Source organism: Chitinophaga niabensis, from assembly GCF_900129465.1.
Lineage (GTDB): Bacteria > Bacteroidota > Bacteroidia > Chitinophagales > Chitinophagaceae > Chitinophaga > Chitinophaga niabensis.
Genome location: NZ_FSRA01000001.1, coordinates 2,901,591 through 2,922,545, shown reverse-complemented (window position 1 = coordinate 2,922,545; position 20,955 = coordinate 2,901,591). Strand labels below are relative to the sequence as shown.

General features: G+C 44.9%; 15 protein-coding genes. 9 read left to right on the top strand and 6 right to left on the bottom strand.

What is annotated here, in order from left to right; all coding sequences use genetic code 11:
- Positions 1-406: 406 nt before the first annotated feature.
- Positions 407-3,496, top strand: coding sequence for a SusC/RagA family TonB-linked outer membrane protein (locus BUR42_RS11405; RefSeq protein ID WP_074239342.1), 3,090 nt, complete (start codon positions 407-409; stop codon positions 3,494-3,496).
- Positions 3,497-3,513: 17 nt separating this feature from the next.
- Complete coding sequence (locus tag BUR42_RS11400; protein ID WP_074239341.1) at positions 3,514-4,848, top strand: RagB/SusD family nutrient uptake outer membrane protein; 1,335 nt, start codon at positions 3,514-3,516, stop codon at positions 4,846-4,848.
- Positions 4,849-4,916: 68 nt separating this feature from the next.
- Here BUR42_RS11400 and BUR42_RS11395 read toward each other — a convergent pair whose 3' ends face one another.
- A complete protein-coding gene (locus BUR42_RS11395) occupies positions 4,917-5,417 on the bottom strand; it encodes an OmpH/Skp family outer membrane protein (protein ID WP_074239340.1) in 501 nt (166 codons plus the stop codon).
- Positions 5,418-5,539: 122 nt separating this feature from the next.
- Here BUR42_RS11395 and BUR42_RS11390 point away from each other — a divergent pair, with 122 nt between their 5' ends.
- Both BUR42_RS11390 and katG read left to right on the top strand, forming a co-directional pair.
- Entirely contained in the window at positions 5,540-6,532 is a 993-nt protein-coding gene (locus BUR42_RS11390) for a hypothetical protein (RefSeq protein ID WP_074239339.1), read from the top strand.
- Between the two features lie 98 nt (positions 6,533-6,630).
- Complete coding sequence (gene katG / locus BUR42_RS11385) at positions 6,631-8,895, top strand: catalase/peroxidase HPI (protein WP_074239338.1); 2,265 nt, start codon at positions 6,631-6,633, stop codon at positions 8,893-8,895.
- Between the two features lie 51 nt (positions 8,896-8,946).
- Here katG and BUR42_RS11380 read toward each other — a convergent pair whose 3' ends face one another.
- Positions 8,947-11,448 carry a tetratricopeptide repeat-containing sensor histidine kinase gene (locus BUR42_RS11380; protein ID WP_159442251.1) on the bottom strand — a complete coding sequence of 834 codons (2,502 nt, stop codon included), beginning with the start codon at positions 11,446-11,448 and terminating at the stop codon, positions 8,947-8,949.
- Positions 11,449-11,551: 103 nt separating this feature from the next.
- Between BUR42_RS11380 and BUR42_RS11375 the strand changes: the two genes are divergently transcribed.
- The 5 genes from BUR42_RS11375 (at position 11,552) to BUR42_RS11355 (ending at position 17,223) form a co-directional block, all read left to right on the top strand.
- Complete coding sequence (locus tag BUR42_RS11375) at positions 11,552-12,544, top strand: glycoside hydrolase family 43 protein (RefSeq protein ID WP_074240550.1); 993 nt, start codon at positions 11,552-11,554, stop codon at positions 12,542-12,544.
- 11 nt (positions 12,545-12,555) lie between these two features.
- Positions 12,556-13,113, top strand: a complete 558-nt coding sequence (locus BUR42_RS11370; RefSeq protein ID WP_074239336.1) for a DUF4256 domain-containing protein — start codon at positions 12,556-12,558, stop codon at positions 13,111-13,113.
- An 85-nt stretch (positions 13,114-13,198) separates the two neighbouring features.
- Positions 13,199-14,959 (top strand): sulfatase family protein, encoded by a 1,761-nt coding sequence (locus tag BUR42_RS11365; protein WP_234979657.1) that lies wholly within the window; start codon positions 13,199-13,201, stop codon positions 14,957-14,959.
- 169 nt (positions 14,960-15,128) lie between these two features.
- Entirely contained in the window at positions 15,129-16,490 is a 1,362-nt protein-coding gene (locus tag BUR42_RS11360; RefSeq protein ID WP_074239334.1) for a hypothetical protein, read from the top strand.
- Positions 16,491-16,578: 88 nt separating this feature from the next.
- Complete coding sequence (locus BUR42_RS11355; protein WP_074239333.1) at positions 16,579-17,223, top strand: hypothetical protein; 645 nt, start codon at positions 16,579-16,581, stop codon at positions 17,221-17,223.
- A 26-nt stretch (positions 17,224-17,249) separates the two neighbouring features.
- Here the strand turns inward: BUR42_RS11355 and BUR42_RS11350 are convergent, their stop codons facing one another.
- From BUR42_RS11350 to BUR42_RS11335, 4 genes are all read right to left on the bottom strand, one after another.
- Positions 17,250-17,576 carry a DMT family transporter gene (locus tag BUR42_RS11350; protein ID WP_074239332.1) on the bottom strand — a complete coding sequence of 109 codons (327 nt, stop codon included), beginning with the start codon at positions 17,574-17,576 and terminating at the stop codon, positions 17,250-17,252.
- 64 nt (positions 17,577-17,640) lie between these two features.
- Positions 17,641-18,207, bottom strand: coding sequence for a Crp/Fnr family transcriptional regulator (locus BUR42_RS11345; protein ID WP_074239331.1), 567 nt, complete (start codon positions 18,205-18,207; stop codon positions 17,641-17,643).
- An 83-nt stretch (positions 18,208-18,290) separates the two neighbouring features.
- Positions 18,291-18,971: a hypothetical protein gene (locus tag BUR42_RS11340; RefSeq protein WP_143197416.1), complete on the bottom strand. Its 681-nt coding sequence runs from the start codon at positions 18,969-18,971 to the stop codon at positions 18,291-18,293.
- A 198-nt stretch (positions 18,972-19,169) separates the two neighbouring features.
- Positions 19,170-20,939, bottom strand: coding sequence for an NPCBM/NEW2 domain-containing protein (locus BUR42_RS11335; RefSeq protein WP_074239329.1), 1,770 nt, complete (start codon positions 20,937-20,939; stop codon positions 19,170-19,172).
- Positions 20,940-20,955: the final 16 nt, after the last annotated feature.

Sequence of the window (20,955 nt, the reverse complement as noted above, 5' to 3'; positions counted from 1 at the left end):
GTACCTTGATAAGAAATTCCTGTTCTAAATATCTGGAAATAAGAGGCTTAAGAAACTTTTCACCGCATTTTATCTTTATCTTTATAATAACCGTCAAAGAAGGATAAACGCATTGGATCTTTACAAAGAAAGGCTTTACAAACAGGAACATTCAGGATTATTATTTCAACCAAAACAGAATCGCTGCTTACTGATAAGCCCAGGCATTAGATCATTTACGAGTACATATAACCGTGAAAAACGCTGTTACGAGCAGCGCCTCGGTTAGGAGTGCTGTTGTTTCCCCCTGCAATGCCCTCACTTACTATTTCAGCGATCGCATGAATGCTTTAGCGGCTGAGGGATCTCCACAACCTCTTCAGGCCCTGAAGCCCGTATTCTTTCACTAACGCCAAAATTGCACATCATGAAAAATGTATTCATGAAAAAACAAAGGAGATGGAAAACATGCTCATTGATCTTGTTTTTTCAATTAATTACCGCCCTTGCCTATTCACAGGTGCGTATAAGCGGAGCCGTGACAGCGCCTGATGGAACAGCGTTGCCTGGTATTACCGTCCGCTTGCAGAATGCCACCGTTGGAGACAATACGGATGCCACCGGTAAATACAGTTTCAATGCCAACATTCAACCGGGTAATTATGTACTGGAGTTTTCCGGTATCGGCTTCAAATCAATCAGAAAAAGCATTACTGTAAGCGGCAACGCTGTTACTGCGGATATGCAGATGGAAGAGGATGTGCTAAAGATGGATGAAATAGTGGTGATCGGTTCTTCTTTAAGGCAATCCCGGAAGCAGCTGGGGAACACTGTTAATTCGGTGGACGCGAAACAGCTGACCAATACAGGATCTGGTAACCTGGGTGCGGCCCTTCAGGGAAAAGTGCCCGGTGCTCAGATCCAACAGACTTCCGGCGATCCTTCCGGTGGTATTTCCGTTCGTATGAGAGGAACAAGTACCATTATGGGATCTTCAGAACCTTTGTACGTTATTGATGGGGTGGTAGTGAGCAATTCAACTGTTAACGTAACAAACCTCAATGTATCCGCTACGGGCGTAGCGAACCTTGGTGTGGGAACAGGTACTGCTGAATTGGGAACTAACCGCATGGCGGATATCAATCCCAATGATATTGAAAAGATCGATATAATACCAGGTGCCTCCGCTTCTGCCATTTACGGTTCAAGGGCAAGTAATGGCGTGGTGCTGATCACTACCAAATCCGGAAAAGCCGGGCAGATGAAAATTGATTTTGGTACCAGTATTATCACAAACTCATTACGGAAGAAAGTATACATTTCTACTTATGGAAAACAGTTTGGGTCTGCCGCGCTCCGTTTAGGTAATATCAGCGATGGCCCCGGGAATGTTACTGTTTATACAAGGCCGGACGGGCAGGTGAGGAGATTGTCAACAGACCTGGTAGATGTTACCCGTTATGATTACCAGGACCAGATCTTTCGAACCGGAATTGGTACGGATAACTACATTTCATTAAGCGGCGGAACGGATAAAACAAAATATTATTTCTCCGGTGGTTATTATAACAATGAAGGGATCATAAAGAATACAAATTTCAGGCGGTTTAACTTTAAAACCAGGATTGAGCAAACCGTCAATAAGTACCTGACGGTGATAGGGGGAATATCCTATGTAAATAGCATGTCTAATGAAAAGCCCAATGGGAATGTATTCTGGAGTCCTATTAACTCCATCAACATCACTAATAACATTTATAATATAGAAGAAAGGGATGTAAATGGTAATCTCAAAAATGTAGAGCCTACCCGCGTGAACCCGCTGAGTGTGATCGAAGATATGAGCCTGAAACAGTCAGTAAGCAGAACGATCAGTGATATACAGGTAAAGATCAGGCCGCTCGAAGGCTTGAGCATAGATTATATCTTTGGTATTGATAACTACGCCCAGGAAGGAAGTAACCTTATAGAAAGGTATCCGTATATAGCAGCGCAGGAAGGATTGGGATATGCTTCCAATGCTTTAGTGTCTTCCATGCAGCTCAATAACGATATTAATATTTCCCTGGATAAAAAGTTCAGAGACTTTTCTTCTCTAACCGTTGTTGGTTTCAATCACCAATATCAGAAAATTACAGGATTGTTCAATGAAGGACGTGACCTGTTACCTGGGATCTCAAATGTGATGGGTGCGGCAGTAAGACTGGATCCTCGTTACACCTATGATCAAAGACAGATCTACGGTGGTTTTTTACAGCAGACCTTCGGTTATAAGAATATCGTGTTCATAACAGCAGCTGGCCGGATCGATGGCAGTACTTCTTTTCCAAAGGAAACAAGAACGTACTTCTATCCAAAGCTGAGTACTTCGGTTAATCTCAGCGATATGTCTTTCTGGAAGAACATGGGCAGCTGGTTCAGTTCTGCAAGGCTCAGGGCTTCATGGGGGCTTGCAGGTAATCTTAGTGGTATTGGGTCTTATGAAAGGTTTAGTACTTACCTCTCCGGTAGTATTAACGGAGTGGCTACCTATAATATCAACCCTACTTTGGGTAATGAAACAGTGGAACCCGAAAGATCGAGCGAATTTGAATTCGGTACGGACCTGTCTTTCCTGAATAATAAACTGGGGGTGATCTTCACGGTGTATGATAAAAAGATAGTGGGAAATTCTTTGCTGGTAGCCAGGGTCCTTGCTCCGTCTTCCGGTGGCAGCAACAAAGTGCAGAACGTAGGTAACCTTACCAATAAGGGATGGGAACTTGGGATCAATGCCAATCCTGTTTCCGGTAATAATTTTTCCTGGAATATCGGCGCATCTGTAAGTAAAAATGAGAACCTGGTAACATCCTCCAGCCAGGTATCGCCTATTGCGCTGGCTAATGCCGCCGGTTCTGTATCTGTTATATTGGCAGGGCAGCCGCTGGGTGTTTTCTACGGTAACTATTTTGAAAGGGATGCAAATGGCAACCTGGCTCTTGATGCTGCGGGCAGGCCTATTGCGGCAGTGAATAATCCTACGGCAAAAGTGCTGCAGCGGAAAATACTCGGCGATCCCAACCCGGATTGGATACTGAGCTTTAATAACAGCCTCGCCTATAAAAAACTGACACTGAGTTTCCTGATTGACGGTGCATTGGGGCACCAGGTATTTAATGCAGACAGAAGAACAAGGCAGGGTGTGGGAATTGGTGATTACTCCGAAAAGGAAATAAAGGGAGAACTCCCCAGGGGATATATTTTCGCTATATATAATACAGAAGAATGGCGTGTGGAAGATGCTTCGTATGTAAAGTTAAGAGAAGTGGCCTTGTCTTTTGAATTGCCCGCCTTTGCCAGGTTTATAAGGTCTTCCTCCATTTCATTAATAGGCAGGAACCTGTTCAGTTGGGATGATTATGATGGATATGATCCTGAAACGAATGCCGGTGGGAACAGTTCAGTATTGAGAGGTATTGATTTTGGTAATGTGCCCATCCCGAGAACATTTCAGTTATCCTTCAAGGCCAGTTTTTAATCTCAAACTTTTGTAACATGAAAATGCTTCGAATAAAACAGACCATTTTATTACTGATGCTGGGTAGTTGCTTCCCCATTGTATCCTGTAATAAAGAATATATTAATCCAAGCCAGGCATCCATTCCAAGCGTAACAACCAGTGTGGACGGGTTAATGACACTTTGTGCCGGATTGCAGCGCAGGTTTACGATCGGCCGGCAGAGCCCTTTGTATTGTGCGCCTATTGCAGGTGGGTATAGCGTGTATGCATTATATACCATAAACATTGGTAATACTGCTGAAAAGGAACTGGAAACCGGCAAAGGTGCCGTAACACAAGGCAATGCAGTAATAACCCAGTTGTGGGCGCAATGCCTGCTCACTAAAACGGAAGCGGAAACTGTTTTAAGTAATCTCACGGTAGCTGCAGATCCGGCAGACAGGGTAGGGATGAAAGCTTATGCCAGTATCTTTTATGCGCTCAGCCTCGGTACCTTGGTACAGTTCTTTGAACAGATCCCTTTGGTGAAAGGAGAGAATGCCCAGTTTAATACGCGGGCAGATGTTTTGCAAAAAGCCATCGAGGCACTTGAAAGTGCGGACACAGATCTGGCTACTACTAATCCCAGTGCAAAGTTCCTGTCTAAAGTTCCTGCAGGAATTGATATTAAGAATACGGTAAAAGCATTGCTGGCAAGGTATTATAATGTACAGAGCATGATCAGCGGCACTTATAATACGGCATCCGGCAATAAAGCACTGACCTTTGCTGCTGCGGCCAGCCAGGTTATTAAATCTGAGTTCCGGTTTTCTACCGTTACCACCAATCCGCTGGGCGAATGGAACTTTACCGTGAACGTTTTTGGTGCTATTGATTCCACACTGGGTTTAAGGAATGGCCTGGCGCCGGTACCTGCGGCTACGGATCCCCGCGTAGGATTTTATATCGCCAGAACAGGGCCTACCACTTATCCGCTGAAAGCATTTGCGCTGAATACAACCGCTTCCTATCCTGTTTATTTACCAGGAGAGATGAGCCTGATCATGGCAGAGAACTATGCACGGCAATCCCAGTTCCCGCAAAGTAAAACAGCACTGGATGCGGTACGTACCAAAACGACTGATATATATGGCATCGGGGCTTCCCAGCCTGCCTACAGTGGAGCGATGACCATGCCAGCTTTGCTGACAGATATCTACAAGCAAAGAAGGCTGGAGATGTTCATCAGCGGCCAGGAATTGGAGGACAGCCGCCGTTTTGGACGGCCTGCCCCAAATGTAGCGGGTGAAGAAAGGAACAGGAACTTTTACCCTTATCCTTTAATTGAAAGGGATAACAATACAAGTACACCGGCCGATCCGGGTATTTAAATTTAAATAAAAGCGCCCGCTGATAACTGATCAGCGGGCGCTTTTAATATATTGAAGTGATAATTACCTTACTTTATCCCCAGCTTCAGTTTTACCGGTGCCATCAGGTCTTCACAGGTGGCTGCTACTAATATATCTTTTGAACTATCCAGCACACAAACAAACCCTTTTTCAGCGGCGAGGTCAGCTACTGCTTTTTTAGCCCTTGCAATGATCGGATCGGTAAGCTGTTGTTCGCGAAGCGCCAATTTTTGGTCCATGCGCATTTTATAATCATCAATGCTTGCTTTAGCGGTTTCCAGCTCTTTTATCCTGATATCTTTAATATCTGGTTTCAGGGTAGGTTCCTCTTTCGTAAAAAGCGCCACCCTTTTCTGAAATTCTGTTACCAATACCTGCCCATCCTTATTGAGTTCCTGTTCATATAGCTGCAGCGTATCAAGTGCCCGTTTGGTTTCCGGCATGCTGGAAATAAGTTGCTGCATGTGGATGTAGGCGATTTTTGTTTGTGCATTAACATATGAAGTTGTTAACAGGAGCAGTGTTGCAAGGGTAAAGTTTTTAAGCATAATATCAATTTTAAGGTATGAGACGATACCGTAAGTTGAACATTGATATTAGAATTAAAAGTTAAGGGAACTTTAATGAAAAGTTAAAATGAAAATGTTATCTTTTGATACAAACATGCTTCATGAAAATAGCCCTATGTTTCATTTTGACTTTAACCTCCCTATATGCACAATCTCAAAACAAGGAACAAAAATGGTTAGAGGACTGGTTTCGTGCATGGGAACTGGTGGATCGTCAGTTGCTGTTACTGCCTGCTGATAAACCACCTGAAATGATCTTTTATGATGATACCAGGGTATATACAACATCTTTAATTAGTTGTGCTCCTATAAAGGGGCCCGGGATGTACGGGCAACCACTTTACTGGAGGAGAGGCCCGCATGGAGACACCCTGACCTTACCAGATGGCCAGCGTGTACCTGTTGGTCTAATGAGCTTCGCCGCTTCCACTCCGGAAGGGCAAAGTTTCTTTGTAATGGCAGCACCTGCATTCTGGAAAGCTGCCGGTATAGAAAGCAGCGCATTTACACTTGACAAGATGTTGACAGGCGTATTCCTTCATGAGTTTACACATACCCGGCAACAAAAGGGTTTTGGGCGCCTGGTGGATTCCATAGAACGTGTACATACCTTTCAGGAGGTGCCGTTGTCAGATGATATCGTTCAGGGCTATTTTAAAGGAGACAGTGGCTATGTACGCAGCTTCCGGGAAGAGATCGATGCTTTTTACACGGCTGCTGCCACAACGGACAAAAAACAGGCAAAGGAGGCAGTGCGGAAAGGGCTTGCCTTACTGAAAGCAAGGCAGGCAAAATACTTTACAGGTAACAGGGAGATCCTGAAAACGCTGGATGATATCTTCCTTTCCATGGAAGGGCTGGGGCAATATGTGGCGGTGTACTGGCTCATGCATCCCCGGGGAGGGAATGTGAAAAGGGATGCTGCGATAGCTGGTTTTCGCCGGAAACGTAATCAATGGTCACAGGAAGAAGGGCTGGCCATGTTCCTGGCACTTACCAGGTTAAAGGAAAAGGATTGGGTGAAATACCAGTTCAACAAGAAACCCCGTACAATTGTTGAATTATTGGAGCAGGAGAGTGGTGATAGATTTTAACTATCTAAATATCTATTAAATAGATTTTGATTATATTGTTGAAGTCATACTTTTATGAATAAAGCAATTGTCCATTCAATACCATAAAACTTATAACAATGGGAGAATCAAATGACATCAGTAAATGCCCGTTTCATAATGGGAGTATGAAGCAGAATGTTGGTGGTGGCGGAACCAGGAACCGTGACTGGTGGCCCAACCATTTAAAGTTAAGTATCCTGCGTCAGCACTCGTCCTTATCGGACCCAATGGATGAAGGTTTTAACTATGCCGAAGCTTTTAAAAGCCTTGACCTGGCAGCAGTGAAGAAAGACCTTCATGCACTTATGACGGACTCGCAAGACTGGTGGCCTGCAGACTTCGGGCATTATGGCCCTTTGTTTATCCGCATGGCATGGCATAGTGCAGGTACCTATCGTGTAGGTGACGGTCGTGGTGGTGCCGGTGCAGGACAGCAACGTTTTGCTCCGCTTAACAGCTGGCCTGATAATGTGAGCCTTGATAAAGCCCGCAGATTACTCTGGCCTATCAAGCAGAAGTACGGTAACAAGATCTCGTGGGCGGACCTGATGATCCTTACCGGTAATGTGGCACTGGAGTCAATGGGTTTTAAAACATTTGGTTTTGCCGGTGGCCGTGAAGATGTTTGGGAACCGGATGAAGATGTGTATTGGGGTTCAGAAACCACCTGGCTGGGTGGCGACCTGCGTTATGCGCATGGTTCCCAAGGAGTGCCAAAAGAACATGGTGTAGTTTCATCAGACGATGATGCAGATGGTAATATCCATGGCCGCAACCTTGAAAAACCACTGGCTGCCGTGCAAATGGGTTTGATCTATGTGAATCCTGAAGGCCCTGATGGTAACCCTGATCCTATTGCCGCCGCTAAAGATATCCGGGATACTTTCGGCCGCATGGCTATGAATGATGAAGAAACAGTTGCCCTGATAGCAGGAGGGCATAGCTTTGGTAAAACCCATGGTGCTGCCCCTTCTTCCCACGTGGGCAAGGAGCCTGAAGCTGCAGGCCTGGAATTACAGGGCCTGGGCTGGAGCAACTCCTATGGTTCCGGTAAAGGTGCTGATACCATTACAAGCGGTCTTGAGGTAATATGGACAGCCACTCCAACTAAATGGAGCAACAATTTCTTCGAAAACCTTTTTGGTTTTGAATGGAAGCTTTCTAAAAGTCCCGCTGGCGCTCATCAATGGGTAGCTAAAGATGCGCCGGCTATTGTTCCTGATGCATTCGACAGTTCCAAAAAGCATGTGCCTACTATGCTTACTACGGACCTCGCTTTAAGGTTTGACCCGGCTTACGAAAAAATATCCCGGCGCTTTTTAGAAAACCCCGATGCATTTGCAGACGCTTTTGCAAGGGCATGGTTTAAACTGACGCATCGTGATATGGGACCCCGTGCCCGTTACCTGGGGCCGGATGTGCCGGAAGAAGTATTGCTCTGGCAGGACCCTATCCCGGCAGTTGATCATCCATTGATTGATAGCAATGATATTGCAGCGCTGAAAGCAAAAGTACTGGCATCAGGTTTAAGCGTATCTGAGTTGGTTTCCACAGCATGGGCTTCTGCTTCCACTTTCCGTGGTTCTGATAAACGTGGTGGAGCTAATGGTGCGCGTATTCGCCTGGCTCCTCAGAAATACTGGCTGGTAAATAATCCTCCGCAGCTGCAAAAAGTATTGGATGTATTAGAGGGCATTCAGAAAGGATTTAATACAGGCGGTAAGAAGGTTTCACTGGCAGACCTGATTGTACTGGCTGGTTGTGCAGGTGTTGAAAAAGCGGCGAAAGATGCAGGTCAAACTATCACAGTGCCATTTACACCCGGCCGAATGGATGCATCGCAGGATCTGACCGATATTGAATCAGTTGGCTTTTTAGAACCTGCTGCGGATGGTTTCCGTAATTACCGCAAGTCAAAACTGCATGTATCTACTGAAGCATTACTGATAGATAAAGCACAATTGCTCACACTTACAGCGCCTGAATTAACAGTGCTGGTTGGTGGCTTACGTGTGTTGAACACTAACTTCGACGGTTCTAATCACGGTGTTTTCACAGCACGCCCTGGCCAGTTGACCAACGACTTCTTTGTAAACCTGCTGGACATGCGTGTTTCATGGAAAGCAGTATCTGAAGCGAAAGAGCTTTATGAAGGAACTGACCGCGCTACCGGCGATATAAAGTGGATAGGCAGCCGTGCGGACCTTGTGTTTGGTTCTAATTCAGAGTTGAGAGCTATTGCGGAAGTGTATGGAAGTGCTGATGCGCAGGGTAAGTTTGTGAAAGACTTTGTGGCAGCATGGAATAAAGTGATGAACCTGGACAGGTTTGATATCGCATAAGATTTCACTGGGTATAAGAAACAAAGCCTCCTTTATAGGAGGCTTTGTTCTTTATGCAGATATGGGTGCTTCTTTTTCTGATTGCAAGGCAGGATAAAAAGGAGAATCAGCTGCAAACCTTACTGTGATCTTAGTCCCTTCGTCATTGGCAAACTCAATCTGCCCGTTGATGTCCTCACTCAATCCTTTCATCAACTCTACCCCCAGGGAATTAAGGGTTTTATCTTTAATGTTCTTATCGATGCCGATGCCATTGTCTGAGATCTCCAGCACTATTTCTCCTGCTTCATGGTACATGTTCACTTCTATTCTGCCTTTACTATTGCCCGGGAACGCATATTTGATACTGTTGGTAACTGCTTCATTGAGGATGAGTGCGATAGGAATGGCTACAGATACATCCAGCGATACGGGTTCAACTTCCGTCCGGAAATAGATCTTGTCCGTGATCCCAAAACTATCTTTTAAGTATTGAACGAATTCCGGCAGATAGCGATTCATTTCAATCGTCTTCACATTGTCCACCTGGTAAAGCTTCTGGTGTATCAGCGACATAGCGTAGATCCTGTGTTGGCTGCTTTCAATGGCTTTAAGAGCATCGTTCTCCAGGAACGCGGCCTGCGATTCCAACAGGCAAATGACGGTATGCAGGTTGTTCTTAACACGGTGATGTACTTCTTTTAACAACCATTCTTTTTCTTTCAACAGATGCTGTAGTTGTGTGTTCTGGATCGTGATCAGCTGGTTGGCGAGTTGTTTTTGCCTATACTGCCTGTATAGCAGGCCTGCAAGTGCCAGTAGTAGCAGGGTGGCTATTATGGAGATATTCCGTATAAATTGTGCCTGCTTCAGGTTAGCCTGCCGCAGACGATTGTTTTGTTCCAGTGTTTTGATCTGTCCATCCTTTTGCAGAATGGCCTGTTCTTTCTTCTCTGTTTCGTATTGCACCTGCAGTTGGTGCAATTGACGGATTTTAACAATATTGGATAGAGAGTCGTTGAGCGCGGTGTATTGACGGTGATGCTCCAATGCTCCTTTATAATTACCGGTGGCTGAGTCAACCACATATTGCAGAAAACGGATGTTGCGCAGGTTGTTGGCAGTGTAAAACCGGTTGCCGGAAAATGCATTGATCCTGGCGGCTGTAGCCAGGTAGGGAGCTGCTGCTGCGTATTCCCGCTGATCAGCATAGAAGCGGGCTATTTTATAGTATGCTTCTGATCCGGAGACACTAAATGGCCTGGGAAGTATTTCCCGGCCCCTGTATTTCTGTGCCTCGTTGTCCAGCCCAACCATCTCCAGGTAATATTGCCTTGCTTGCGCCGGCTTGTTTAGTGCTGCATAGATATCTCCTCTGGCTGCGGCGATAGACTCCTGGTGATCCGGGTTCTTCGGAGGATTTTTGGTTTCAAAATCCCTCATGAAGGCCAACGCTTTTTCCGGCTGCCCCAGGTGGATATACTCCTCAGTTATTTTCCTTGCCAGAAAATATAAAATGTACCCGGAGGCTTTCGGGGTATTGAGGAAATAGGACAATGCTTTCTGATGTTGCCCATCCTCAGAATAAATAAGGCCCAGCAGCGTATTAATGTTGGTCTCGTTGAATATATTATACTCCGCAGCGTTCTTTTCTGTGATCAGTAACCACTTGAGCGCTTCATCCATATCGCCGGTTGCATAGCTGAGCCAGCCAAGCATATAGGTATTGGAATATGCTTTTTTATTACCTGTCAGCCTGCGCCATTCCAATACCTGCATGGTTTGTGCCCTGGCTGAATCAAAATTGGAATGGTTCATGTTAATAGCAGATATGTCCTGCAGCACGGATATAAGGTTCGATGTGTCCTTTAACTTGTAGTACAGCTTCAGTGCAGTACCGTGCGCCCACATCTGATCATTGAAAGTGCTATCTGTGTCTGGCATATATTTACCCAGTTCCGACCAGATATGTGCTTCCTTTTCGATTTCTTTGGTTTGCTGAAAATCACGGATGATCCTGAGAAATGCTTCTTTTCCTTTTGGGATCTGATCTGAGGAAAAATAATACTTGGCAAGTGCTATAAGGCTTTCGTGCCTCCATTTTACAGACCCCATTTTTTCGGAAGCCTGCAGGGCCTGGTTGAAATAACTGAAAGCTGTATCAAGTACGGGCTTTTTTAACCCGGGCTGGAACAGGTATCCTTCGCCGATGAGAATGAGCAAATGTATCTGTTGCTCTTTATTCATCTGGGGCAGAAGGCTTTTTGCTTTATCAAATTCGTTTATCTTGGTATAGGACTTACACAGGAGAACGGCCGACTTAATATATCCTTCCTCGTATTTCAGTTGACGGGAGAGGACGAAGGCGCGGTTGGCGTAGCTGATAATACTATCGTAGTTGGGATCCTTGTGCCAGAGGTAATCTGCGATGGCATATAGAGCGTGTACCCTGGCAGTATCCTGGCCTGTTTGCGCCAGGCGTTCCAGCAAGGCGGTTTTGGGATTAGTTTGTCTTGCAGTAGTTGTATGATGAATAGCCAATAAGGCCATTAAAAGAAGTAGCGCTCGGTTCATGGTTGTGGTATTACAGGTAGGGGAAAAGAATAGGGCCGTAAAAATAGAAACAATTGTCAGATTTACACGTGATTTATTCATACATGATGTTTATATTGTAGGTATGGATCATAAGAAAACCTTATTACTATCCGCGTTATTTGCAGTGAATATCCTGCAGCTCTTTGCACAAAACCGCGAACAGCCGGTTATGGAAAATGTTCCCCTGGATTCAATCCGCCTCAGCGATCCTTTTATCCTTGCAGACAGGAACACCTCCATGTATTACATGACGGGCACAGGAGGCATGTTATGGAAAAGCAGGGACCTGCAAAAATGGACAGGCCCTTTCAGGGTTGCAAAGCCGGATACCGCTTCATGGATGGGGCGCAATCCCATGATCTGGGCTGCAGAGATCCATTATTATCAAAATAAATATTATTACTTCGCCACCTTCACAAACCGGGATGTAAAGATCGATACCGTGAGAGGGAATGTTATCGAACGCCGTGCCTGCCACGTATTGGTGAGCGATAAACCCGAAGGCCCTTATACGCCCATGGCGGATCCCACGTACCTGCCCGCTAATATGCCAACACTCGATGGTACGCTCTGGGTGGATAAGGATGGAAAGCCTTACATGGTATATTGTTATGAGTGGCTGCAAAACTGGAATGGTACCATTGAAAAGATACAGTTGAAACCCGATCTGAGCGGGTCTGTAGGTGAAGCAAAACTCCTTTTCAGAGCGAGTGATTCTCCCTGGAGCAGGGAGCGTGATAAAGAGGGTAATATCATCCCCAATAAAGTTACTGACGGCCCCTGGTTGTTTCGTACGCAATCCGGCAGGCTGGGTATGTTATGGACAAGCTGGGTGTTCGATGTGTATACACAGGGAGTGGCCTATTCTCAAAGCGGTACATTGGACGGGCCATGGATCCAGGAGAAGGAACCCATAACACCTCCAAATTATGGGCATGGCATGTTATTCCGTACTTTTGAAGGGAAGTTGCTCATGTCCTTACACAGTCATAAGGAACTGAATGGCCGCACTATACGTTACCCGAAATTGTTTGAGGTAGATGATGCAGGAGATAAGATCATCGTTAAAAAATAAATCCTACTGATATGAAAAAGAAGCTATCAGCAGATCAGGCTGCAGCACTGCTCAAGATATTGAAAACCCGTTTTGAGAAGAACATGGACCGTCATAAAGGGCTTTCATGGGCTAAAGTAGAAGCAAAGCTGGAAGCCAATGCCGGAAAATTGTGGTCACTGGAGGAAATGGAAGCCAGTGGCGGGGAACCGGATGTAGTGGGTTATGATAAGAAGAAGGACGAATACATTTTTTATGATTGCTCGCCTGAAACGCCTAAAGGCCGCAGAAGCATCTGCTATGACCATCAGGCACTGGAAGCCAGGAAAGAACATAAACCTAAAGACAGCGCCATGAATATGGCAGATGATATGGGGATTGAGATGCTAACGGAGGAGCAATACAGGGAGTTACAGCAGTTAGGAACTTTCGATGCAAAAACATCCAGCTGGATACAAACGCCTGCTGATATTCGTAAGCGGGGTGGTGCTCTTTTTTGTGATTTCCGCTATGGCCATGTTTTCGTATATCATAACGGTGCAGATTCTTATTATGGAGTCAGGGGATTCCGTGGTTCATTAAGCGTATAATTCTTTATAGATGCTGTCTTTTCGTTGTATCGTTATATGTTTTTTTAGTGGCTTATGCGCTTCTTTTGCACAGGAAAGGCCGAACATGGTCATTTTCCTTACGGATGATCTGAACCAAACGGATGTTGGATGTTATGGCAATACAGATGTGAGGACCCCTAATATGGACTCGCTGGCTGCTGAAGGCATGCGGTTTAATAAGGCCTATGCTGCCGCTCCGATATGCACACCTTCAAGGAGCGCGATGTTTACAGGACTGTATCCCTTCCGCAATGGCTCACAAATGAATCACTTCACTGTAAAGCCCAACACCGCTAACCTGCCACAGTTACTGAAGAAGCTGGGGTACCGGGTAGTTATTGCAGGCAAAACGGATGTTTTCCCCTTGCATAATTTCCCGTTTGAAAGAATAGGAGAGGAATTTGGCCGGTATGCCCCTATTGAAAACCGGCTGGACAGAAAGAAGGAAACGGTACAGATGATAGAAAGCCATTTTAAGGAGCATCCGGAGCAACCCATCTGCCTGATTGTGGCACCATGGGTGCCGCATGTGCCCTGGTTTCCGAATAAAGATTTTATCCCTGGGAAACTAAAGCTGCCTAACTACCTGGCAGATACGAAGGCTACACGGCAGGCATTAAGCGCGTATTATCAAAGTATCGGAGAAGCAGATAAGATGTTAGGAGAAGTAATGCAGGCATTAGACAAGGCCGGTCAGAAAAACAGTACGATGCTCATGTTTATATCGGACCAGGGAGCGCAATTCCCATCAGCAAAATGGACGACATATGACCAGGGCTTGCGGGTGCCCATGATTGTAAGATGGCCAGGGAAAGTTATACCGGGTACTGTATCAGATGCACTTGTATCGCTGGTAGATCTAACGCCCACGTTAGTAGACCTGGCGGGTGGAAAGAAGCCAGAAGGGCTGGATGGCGAATCTTTTAAAAACGTGTTATTAAACAGGAAGAAAGACCATCATTCATACATCTTCGCTGAAACATCCATGGAACCTCACTTCTGGTATAACTACACGCCATCCCGCACTGTTATTACCGATGATGGATTCCATTATATCAAAAATTATCATCCCGGCGTTCGCTTTGTTACGCATATAGACAAGGTAGAGCAGAATGAATTCTATTTTGACACCTGGGTAGCTGCTGCTGAAAATGATCCTAAAGCCAGGTTCCTGCTCAACCGTTACAGCTATCACCCACCGGATGAGCTTTATAATTTAAATACAGACCGTGATGAGTTCAATAATCTCGCACTTGATCCTGCCTATAATAACAAGACTGTTATGCTGAAAAAGCTGCTTGATAAAGAACTGGCCAGGCAGGGTGAAACCAACGAGATGATATTGGAAGGAACATTACCGGTTTTCTTTGACCAGAGCTATACCATCCGGCAGAGCAGGAGCGCGTCAGATCTTTCCTTCAATAAAAAAAGATGGAATCCTGATGTATTGTATATCACTGCCTACCTGAATGATATGAATAAAGGCGGTGTGGTCTGTGACTATTTTTCCAATTTCAGGCTATATGCCTGTCACGGCAAAATAGGCTTAAGACTGGCGGATGGTACTGAAGTGGAAAGTGAGGCAATCCCTGTAAAAGAAGGACAGCTATTAATGAAATTATCTTCGCAAGGCGAACTCGAAGTGAGGTTTAACCAGGAAGTTATTTTGGTTAAAGCATTAAAGAAAGACCTTACAAAAATAAAAGCAGGATATGTGACCTGTGGCAAGATACAGGGAGAGGAGCTTGAAGGTAAGCTCCAATCCTATGATGGGCAGATCACCGATCTGCGGTTTACGATGAATGAACTATCGAAGGAACCTTAAAAGCATTCGCTTTAAGGGTACCGCCCTGTCACTGCTAAAATACAGCACTATAAATGATCCACAGAAGTGGAATTGCAGAGCTAATGGTCTCTTAGTGGTATATCTTAATACATTTTTCAGGTTTATTTTCATGTAACAAACCCTTCCTCACTACTAAACTTTGTTACTTATGAAAAAGATCCTAAATCGCAGAAACCTCCTCGCGATCCCTGTAATCGCCATTATTATCAGCCTGGTCATTATTGCATGCCAACGCGACAAAAAATCTATTGAGAAAAATGTTGAGGTCACAACACAATCCCAGATCCATAAAATTAAGAAATGGTGGGATGAATCAAAATCTAATCAATCGATGCAGGGGGCTCAAACCACCCTTAGTAAAATTCCGGGAAACACTACGCCGCAAAGCTATTGGCAAACTCAGTTCCAGGCGGCAGTTCCGCGCTGGAATACAGCAACAGTTCATCAGATAAACGGAGTAACGATCTATGAAATGCCTTTGGATTTTCCGGACGAGTTGCAACTGCTTAACTTCAAGCCGGGTGAAGAACCTCACCCTTATCTTTCCGGAAGAACATCAACAGCCTATTTGATAGTAAAGGAGCAGCCGGGGCATCAAAACATTGCAGAGGTAATGTGGGTTGTACCGAACAACGATTATATCCATATGCTGGATAGCCTCTTTCGGCCAATTCCAGAAATTCATATTACGAATGTCTATGACAACTATAACGGACTGAGCGACTTTACAGGGAGCGTCAAGTTCTTTAATCTGAATGGAGTACAGCTGCTCGAAGAAGCGTATGTGAATGGTGCGATCGAAGGGTATGTTAAATTCAAGGGAAAGGGTAGCGCATTTCAATTCGCTACCCCGCCAACGTTGGCAAGGATGATGACTGTTACAGTCTGCACATATACCTACATATACCAGCAGGTATGCAGTCCTGAAGGCGGATGTACAGAATGGGAATTAATAGCCGTACAGTTTAATGGTTGTGATACATGGGTTCTGGACGATGGGATCAATATAGGAGGGGGAGGGGGAACTGTCTCCGCACCTTCAGCTCCTCCTACGGTAGCTGCAAGTATAAAGCCCGGAGCAAAATTATGTGGCAACTATACCTGGAAAGTTGTGGGGGCCGCATATTATGCCCAGATAAAAAACTTCGGCGCTTCATTTGTTAAGGCCGGGGAACCTATTATAACTGTGAACTTAGGGCTTGCTTGTGTTGAGTTCCCCAAATATCTGGTAAATGCAGGTCATGACATTACAGGGTTTGTAAATACGGCGTATAATAGAACAGTTGATCAAATAACCGCTGAATTAAATTCAGGGACGCTTCCTCCCGGGGATTTAGGCGTCCGGAACAGATTCAAACAATTGATGCAGCAATATCTTGTCAATCAGATGTTTGGAGTTTCTGCCACTGGTGCAACAATCCTCTTTAATGAAGGATGTGGAGGTTCCGGAACAAATATCCCGATCTCTGAGCCGAAGTATTGCCCCGGCCCCTCAACTAATCCGGTTTAACCTTTTAAGAAACCAATGACAACGCTGTTGTTACTGATGGCGTTGTCATTGGTTTGGTTTGTTGTTCAACGAATGCTAACTTGGATACATGAACGATAATAGAATAATAGGAGAGTTATTAAAGAAAATTCATTCTTTCTATCCTATCGGTTTGCCGCTGCTTCAGCATGAATATGAAGGGTTCAGGAACCTGAAAGAGATATTGCACAAAAAACAAATTGCAGCCGGTAATAATGAGCCTGCTGAATGGTTTACATTTGCCGGAGAAACAGAAAAAGACTGGGCAGGGTATGAGGTGATTAATTTTGCAGGGAAGCCGTTTCCATGTTATGAGCTTTCAATTATACTATTCAATGGAACGAATAACGGTCTGTCTGTCACCGGAACATTAACAGTAACGCTTTCTCTATTGGTAAAGCACTATACGGTTTACGTTTATGATGAGTATAATTATACCTTGGGCGAAAACAGCAGCTTTGTTCCCGGACATGGATACCTTTACAGCGGTATGAAATATCATCTGAATATTGCTGATAAAATTCAGCGCATTAAAGAACGGATAGAGAAATATTTCCCTGAACATACGTTTATAGACTTCAAATACCTTTTTACCCAGAAGATCTTAGGTGGTTATTCTTATTCCGGGGGATATGAGGATGTAGGTAAAAACGTCATCTACGATTATCTGTTTTCAACATCTATGCTAGGTAAAGTATATTCTGTAGCAGATTGACGTAAACTAAGGCTGTTTTTACCTTTTTAATGCGACATTGACTTTAAACCAACAATAGACCCTATCAGTGTTGCGATAAAGAACAACCTCCAGAAGTTCACACTTTCATGGAATACAAAGATACCCATCAGCACAGTACCCACAGCCCCTATACCTGTCCATACCGCATAGGCTGTTCCGAGGGGCAGGGTTTGAACGGCCTTCATCAATAACAGCATACTGGCGACCAGTGAAATGAGGAATGATCCATACCAGAGATACATTTCCATGCCTGTTGTTGTCTTGGCCTTTCCCAGGCTGGAGGTAAAGGCTACCTCAAATAAACCAGCGATAATTAAAATAATCCAGTTCACGACTTATAGATTTTATGCCTGCAAGTTCGTGAGAAGGAGGGAAGGAAAAATTATCAAATGATAATTATTTAAATTCAGCCCTTATTCTGCTCAGGGATACCGGTGTTATGCCGAGATAGGAAGCTATATGTGCCAGTTGCACTCTTTGCAGCAGGTCAGGATTGGTGTTCATGAGTTCTTTATAACGTTCCAATGCGGTTCTGCATTGCCTGGAAATAAAACGCTCTTCCACTTTTATCAGTTCCTGCTCAGCAAATGTTCTTCCCCAATTGGCGATATGTATGTCCGTATTGTACAGCGCTCTCAGATCCTCTGTTTGTATTTCATAGAGCTGGCATGGTTCCAGTAATTCAATGGTTTCGTAGCCCTTTTTATTTTCAACATAGTTCTTCATGGAGAGAACGGCATCTCCTTCTTTTCCGAACCAGAAAGTTATTTCTTCTTCTCCTTCCGGGCTGGCATAGGCCCGCACTATCCCTTTCCTGATGAAATATACTTTGGGTGCTATCCTGTTCAGCTTAAACAGCACATGTGCCCTGGGATAAGTGATCTCGTAGATCTTTTCTTTCAGCAGGGCCTTTGACTGTTCAGGGAGGGGGTATATATTGTCGAGTATGTTGTCCAGATCCATAGAGCGAATATACACAGGTTGCCGTAATATAAAAACCGGGCAATGCGCGTAACGCCTGCCCGGTCTGCAACCATGCCTTTCTGTTATAGTCTTATGGCCTTCAGGTAATCTACTTTGTAAGTGGTTTCTGCCGCAGCACCTTTTACAACTTCAAAGCCTACTTTATCCAGGGTGCTAAGAGGGCCGGATTCCATGGTGGCTACCATGTTGTCGTTGATATAATACTGTAACTTACCGTCAGCCAGCGTAACCTTCAGCTTATTGGATTCATTCAGCGCGCCTTTGATATGAGGAGAAGCTGTCCACGCAACCAGGTTGGTATTTGTGGTATTCACTTTCTGATATATCCGGAACTCTTTATTGCCGACCTGAAAGGCAATGATGTAATTCTCATCTGCTACAGAAAAAAGAAGACCGGCTTTATCATACTCATGACCTTTTACATGTGTCTGCATGATTTCAATAGCCTGCTTCTTGTGCGCGGCAGCAAAAACATTTGTGGTAGCCCATGTTTTATAAATAGCCGCAGCACCGCCGCTATGGGTCAATACAAAATGACCATCAGTTACAGATTTTGTTGCCTGGCCGCTGGTGCCAGGTTGCCAGATGGCAGTAGCTCCATTGTCGAAGTTGTCCTGGAATACTACTTCCTCTTTTTTGGCTCCGCCATCACCCTTATCCTTGCTGCAGGAAGAAGCCAGTAATGCGCTCAACGTAAAAATTGCTAATGAAAATTTGGGAAAACTTGTGTGGATCCGATTCATACAAATGGTGTTTTGATCCCATGTTACCGGGATGAGTTAGGTTAATGTTTAATTAAATTAGAAACATGCACCAGACAATTTTAATGCCAGCCCATATAAAATGTAGGAATAGGGTATGCTTTTGCTGGAATGGTATACAAAGAGGGGTTGTATATGATATCGGGTATATTGTCAGGGTCTATAAAACGGATAGATCAATTATCGTTCAATCACAGGGTTTAGCCAGATAGACCAACAGTGCCCATTATTGTCCGGGGCTGTGCTTTCCGCTTTCAGTTCAAGGATATCTACCTGTGCGATAGCTATCTTAACAGGTGTCTGCTGGCCGGTAGTTAATACGGGGGAGGTATAGAGTAGCTTACCATCTCCCCAGATGGTGAACCGCACAGATCCTTCTTCTCTCAGATCATCCCTGAAGGCGGCGAGTGCAGAAAACGTCCGCCATTTTTTGCCCAACTTAAATGAATACACGGAGGGAGCATGTGCAAAAAGGCCTTTCTCATATATTTTGCCCTGGTTTTCCAGGAAGAAAGTACGTTCTGATTCCCTGGAGTAATAATTCCGGGCAGGTTCCTGCCAGCCTACTTCCGCTTTCTCCCATTTGGTATCAGACAAGTACAAACGCTTGCCGGGAGCCGTTAACGGATCAGCAGGAGAAGTGGGATGGACAAGGGGTTCCAGTATTTTCAGCTTTAGGGCGGTTTCTTTGCTTTTCTCTTCTTTCAGCAGGCGATTATGAAAAGCTTTAATATTTACATAAGGAGTAATTAGCAATTGTGGGGCAGCAGCGATGCCATCGCTATTGACGGTGAAAATCTGCTGGTCAGTTTTAATTGCGCCATTCGGATAGATTAGTACTACACTTAGCAGGTACATGCCACCGGGCAGTTTCCCGAATTGCATATTCAGTTGATTGGCTGGCCCTATGGTATGAATGGAACTTTTGTTGAAGTATTCGGTAATATCTACTGTGCGAAGCAGTGTATAGCAGGCGTAGGGGAGAGTCCCGGTTGGGAAAGCGGACCTTATTGTTACACCCTTATCGTTGTTTTCAAAATGTAAAGTATCATTGGCGCTCTCCGGTCCATTATTCGCAGACGTTACGGATTGTGTAAATACCGGGTGGCTGAGCAGTTGCATAATGCCGGCAGCAGAGATAACTGAACTTTTTCTGTCTCCCCACAGGTATCCCCTGAAATGCCGGCTTCCGTATTGCCCCATCAGTGAGATCTCTTTTGCAGCCAACTCTGAAGGGTTGCCATTGTCATGGGGCAATCCGAACATATGCCCCATTTCATGAGCGATGCCACCGATGTACCAGCTGTTGAATTCAGCTACACTACATTCTTTAAAAGCTATTGCCTGTTCAGAAAATTTTATTCGCTGCGCGGTATCGGTCAGTAGTTTCGAATCCAGTAGATCACAATCTGCTACAAAGCATACCCCTTTCTGAGAAGAGCCCGTACCCCAGTAAGGAGAATGAAATACATAGGTACTATCTTCTTTCTTATAGCTTAGCCCGGTAAATATCAATACATGATCAGTAGAAAAATTGACCTTTCCTGCGGTCTTTCTGGCGATTTCCTCCCCGATCCGCTGGCCTGCATTGATATCGTAATCTCCTGACCGGAAGTTGCCTTCCACAACGGTAATAACATATTTGTCGCCTGATTTCTCGAAAGGCACACCATTGGATTGGATGCCGGATTTGCTGAATTCTTCCTGGTAGTATTTGCTCACATCATGTAGCGTTCTGTTTAAGCGTTCTTCCCAGTTGGGCAGCGGCTGTGCCTGGTAACCATGGAAGTAGACCACTTTTACTACTTTATTAGAAGGCGCCGTGCCGGCGTGGTATGCTTTAATGACCTTTTCTGAGGCGGTGATAGCGTCTTTGGAGACCTGGCTGATCTGCCCGAAGCAATTAGCGGCCAGGGAAACAAATAGGAGGCTTATTGTAGGAAATTTCACAGTGGGAATTTATAGT

Coding starts and splice junctions, on each gene's coding strand:
- BUR42_RS11405 (WP_074239342.1), top strand. CDS start 407: ATGAAAAATGTATTCATGAAAAAACAAAGGAGATGGAAAACATGCTCA.
- BUR42_RS11400 (WP_074239341.1), top strand. CDS start 3,514: ATGAAAATGCTTCGAATAAAACAGACCATTTTATTACTGATGCTGGGT.
- BUR42_RS11395 (WP_074239340.1), bottom strand. CDS start 5,417: ATGCTTAAAAACTTTACCCTTGCAACACTGCTCCTGTTAACAACTTCA.
- BUR42_RS11390 (WP_074239339.1), top strand. CDS start 5,540: ATGAAAATAGCCCTATGTTTCATTTTGACTTTAACCTCCCTATATGCA.
- katG (WP_074239338.1), top strand. CDS start 6,631: ATGGGAGAATCAAATGACATCAGTAAATGCCCGTTTCATAATGGGAGT.
- BUR42_RS11380 (WP_159442251.1), bottom strand. CDS start 11,448: ATGAACCGAGCGCTACTTCTTTTAATGGCCTTATTGGCTATTCATCAT.
- BUR42_RS11375 (WP_074240550.1), top strand. CDS start 11,552: ATGGATCATAAGAAAACCTTATTACTATCCGCGTTATTTGCAGTGAAT.
- BUR42_RS11370 (WP_074239336.1), top strand. CDS start 12,556: ATGAAAAAGAAGCTATCAGCAGATCAGGCTGCAGCACTGCTCAAGATA.
- BUR42_RS11365 (WP_234979657.1), top strand. CDS start 13,199: ATGGTCATTTTCCTTACGGATGATCTGAACCAAACGGATGTTGGATGT.
- BUR42_RS11360 (WP_074239334.1), top strand. CDS start 15,129: ATGAAAAAGATCCTAAATCGCAGAAACCTCCTCGCGATCCCTGTAATC.
- BUR42_RS11355 (WP_074239333.1), top strand. CDS start 16,579: ATGAACGATAATAGAATAATAGGAGAGTTATTAAAGAAAATTCATTCT.
- BUR42_RS11345 (WP_074239331.1), bottom strand. CDS start 18,207: ATGGATCTGGACAACATACTCGACAATATATACCCCCTCCCTGAACAG.
- BUR42_RS11340 (WP_143197416.1), bottom strand. CDS start 18,971: ATGAATCGGATCCACACAAGTTTTCCCAAATTTTCATTAGCAATTTTT.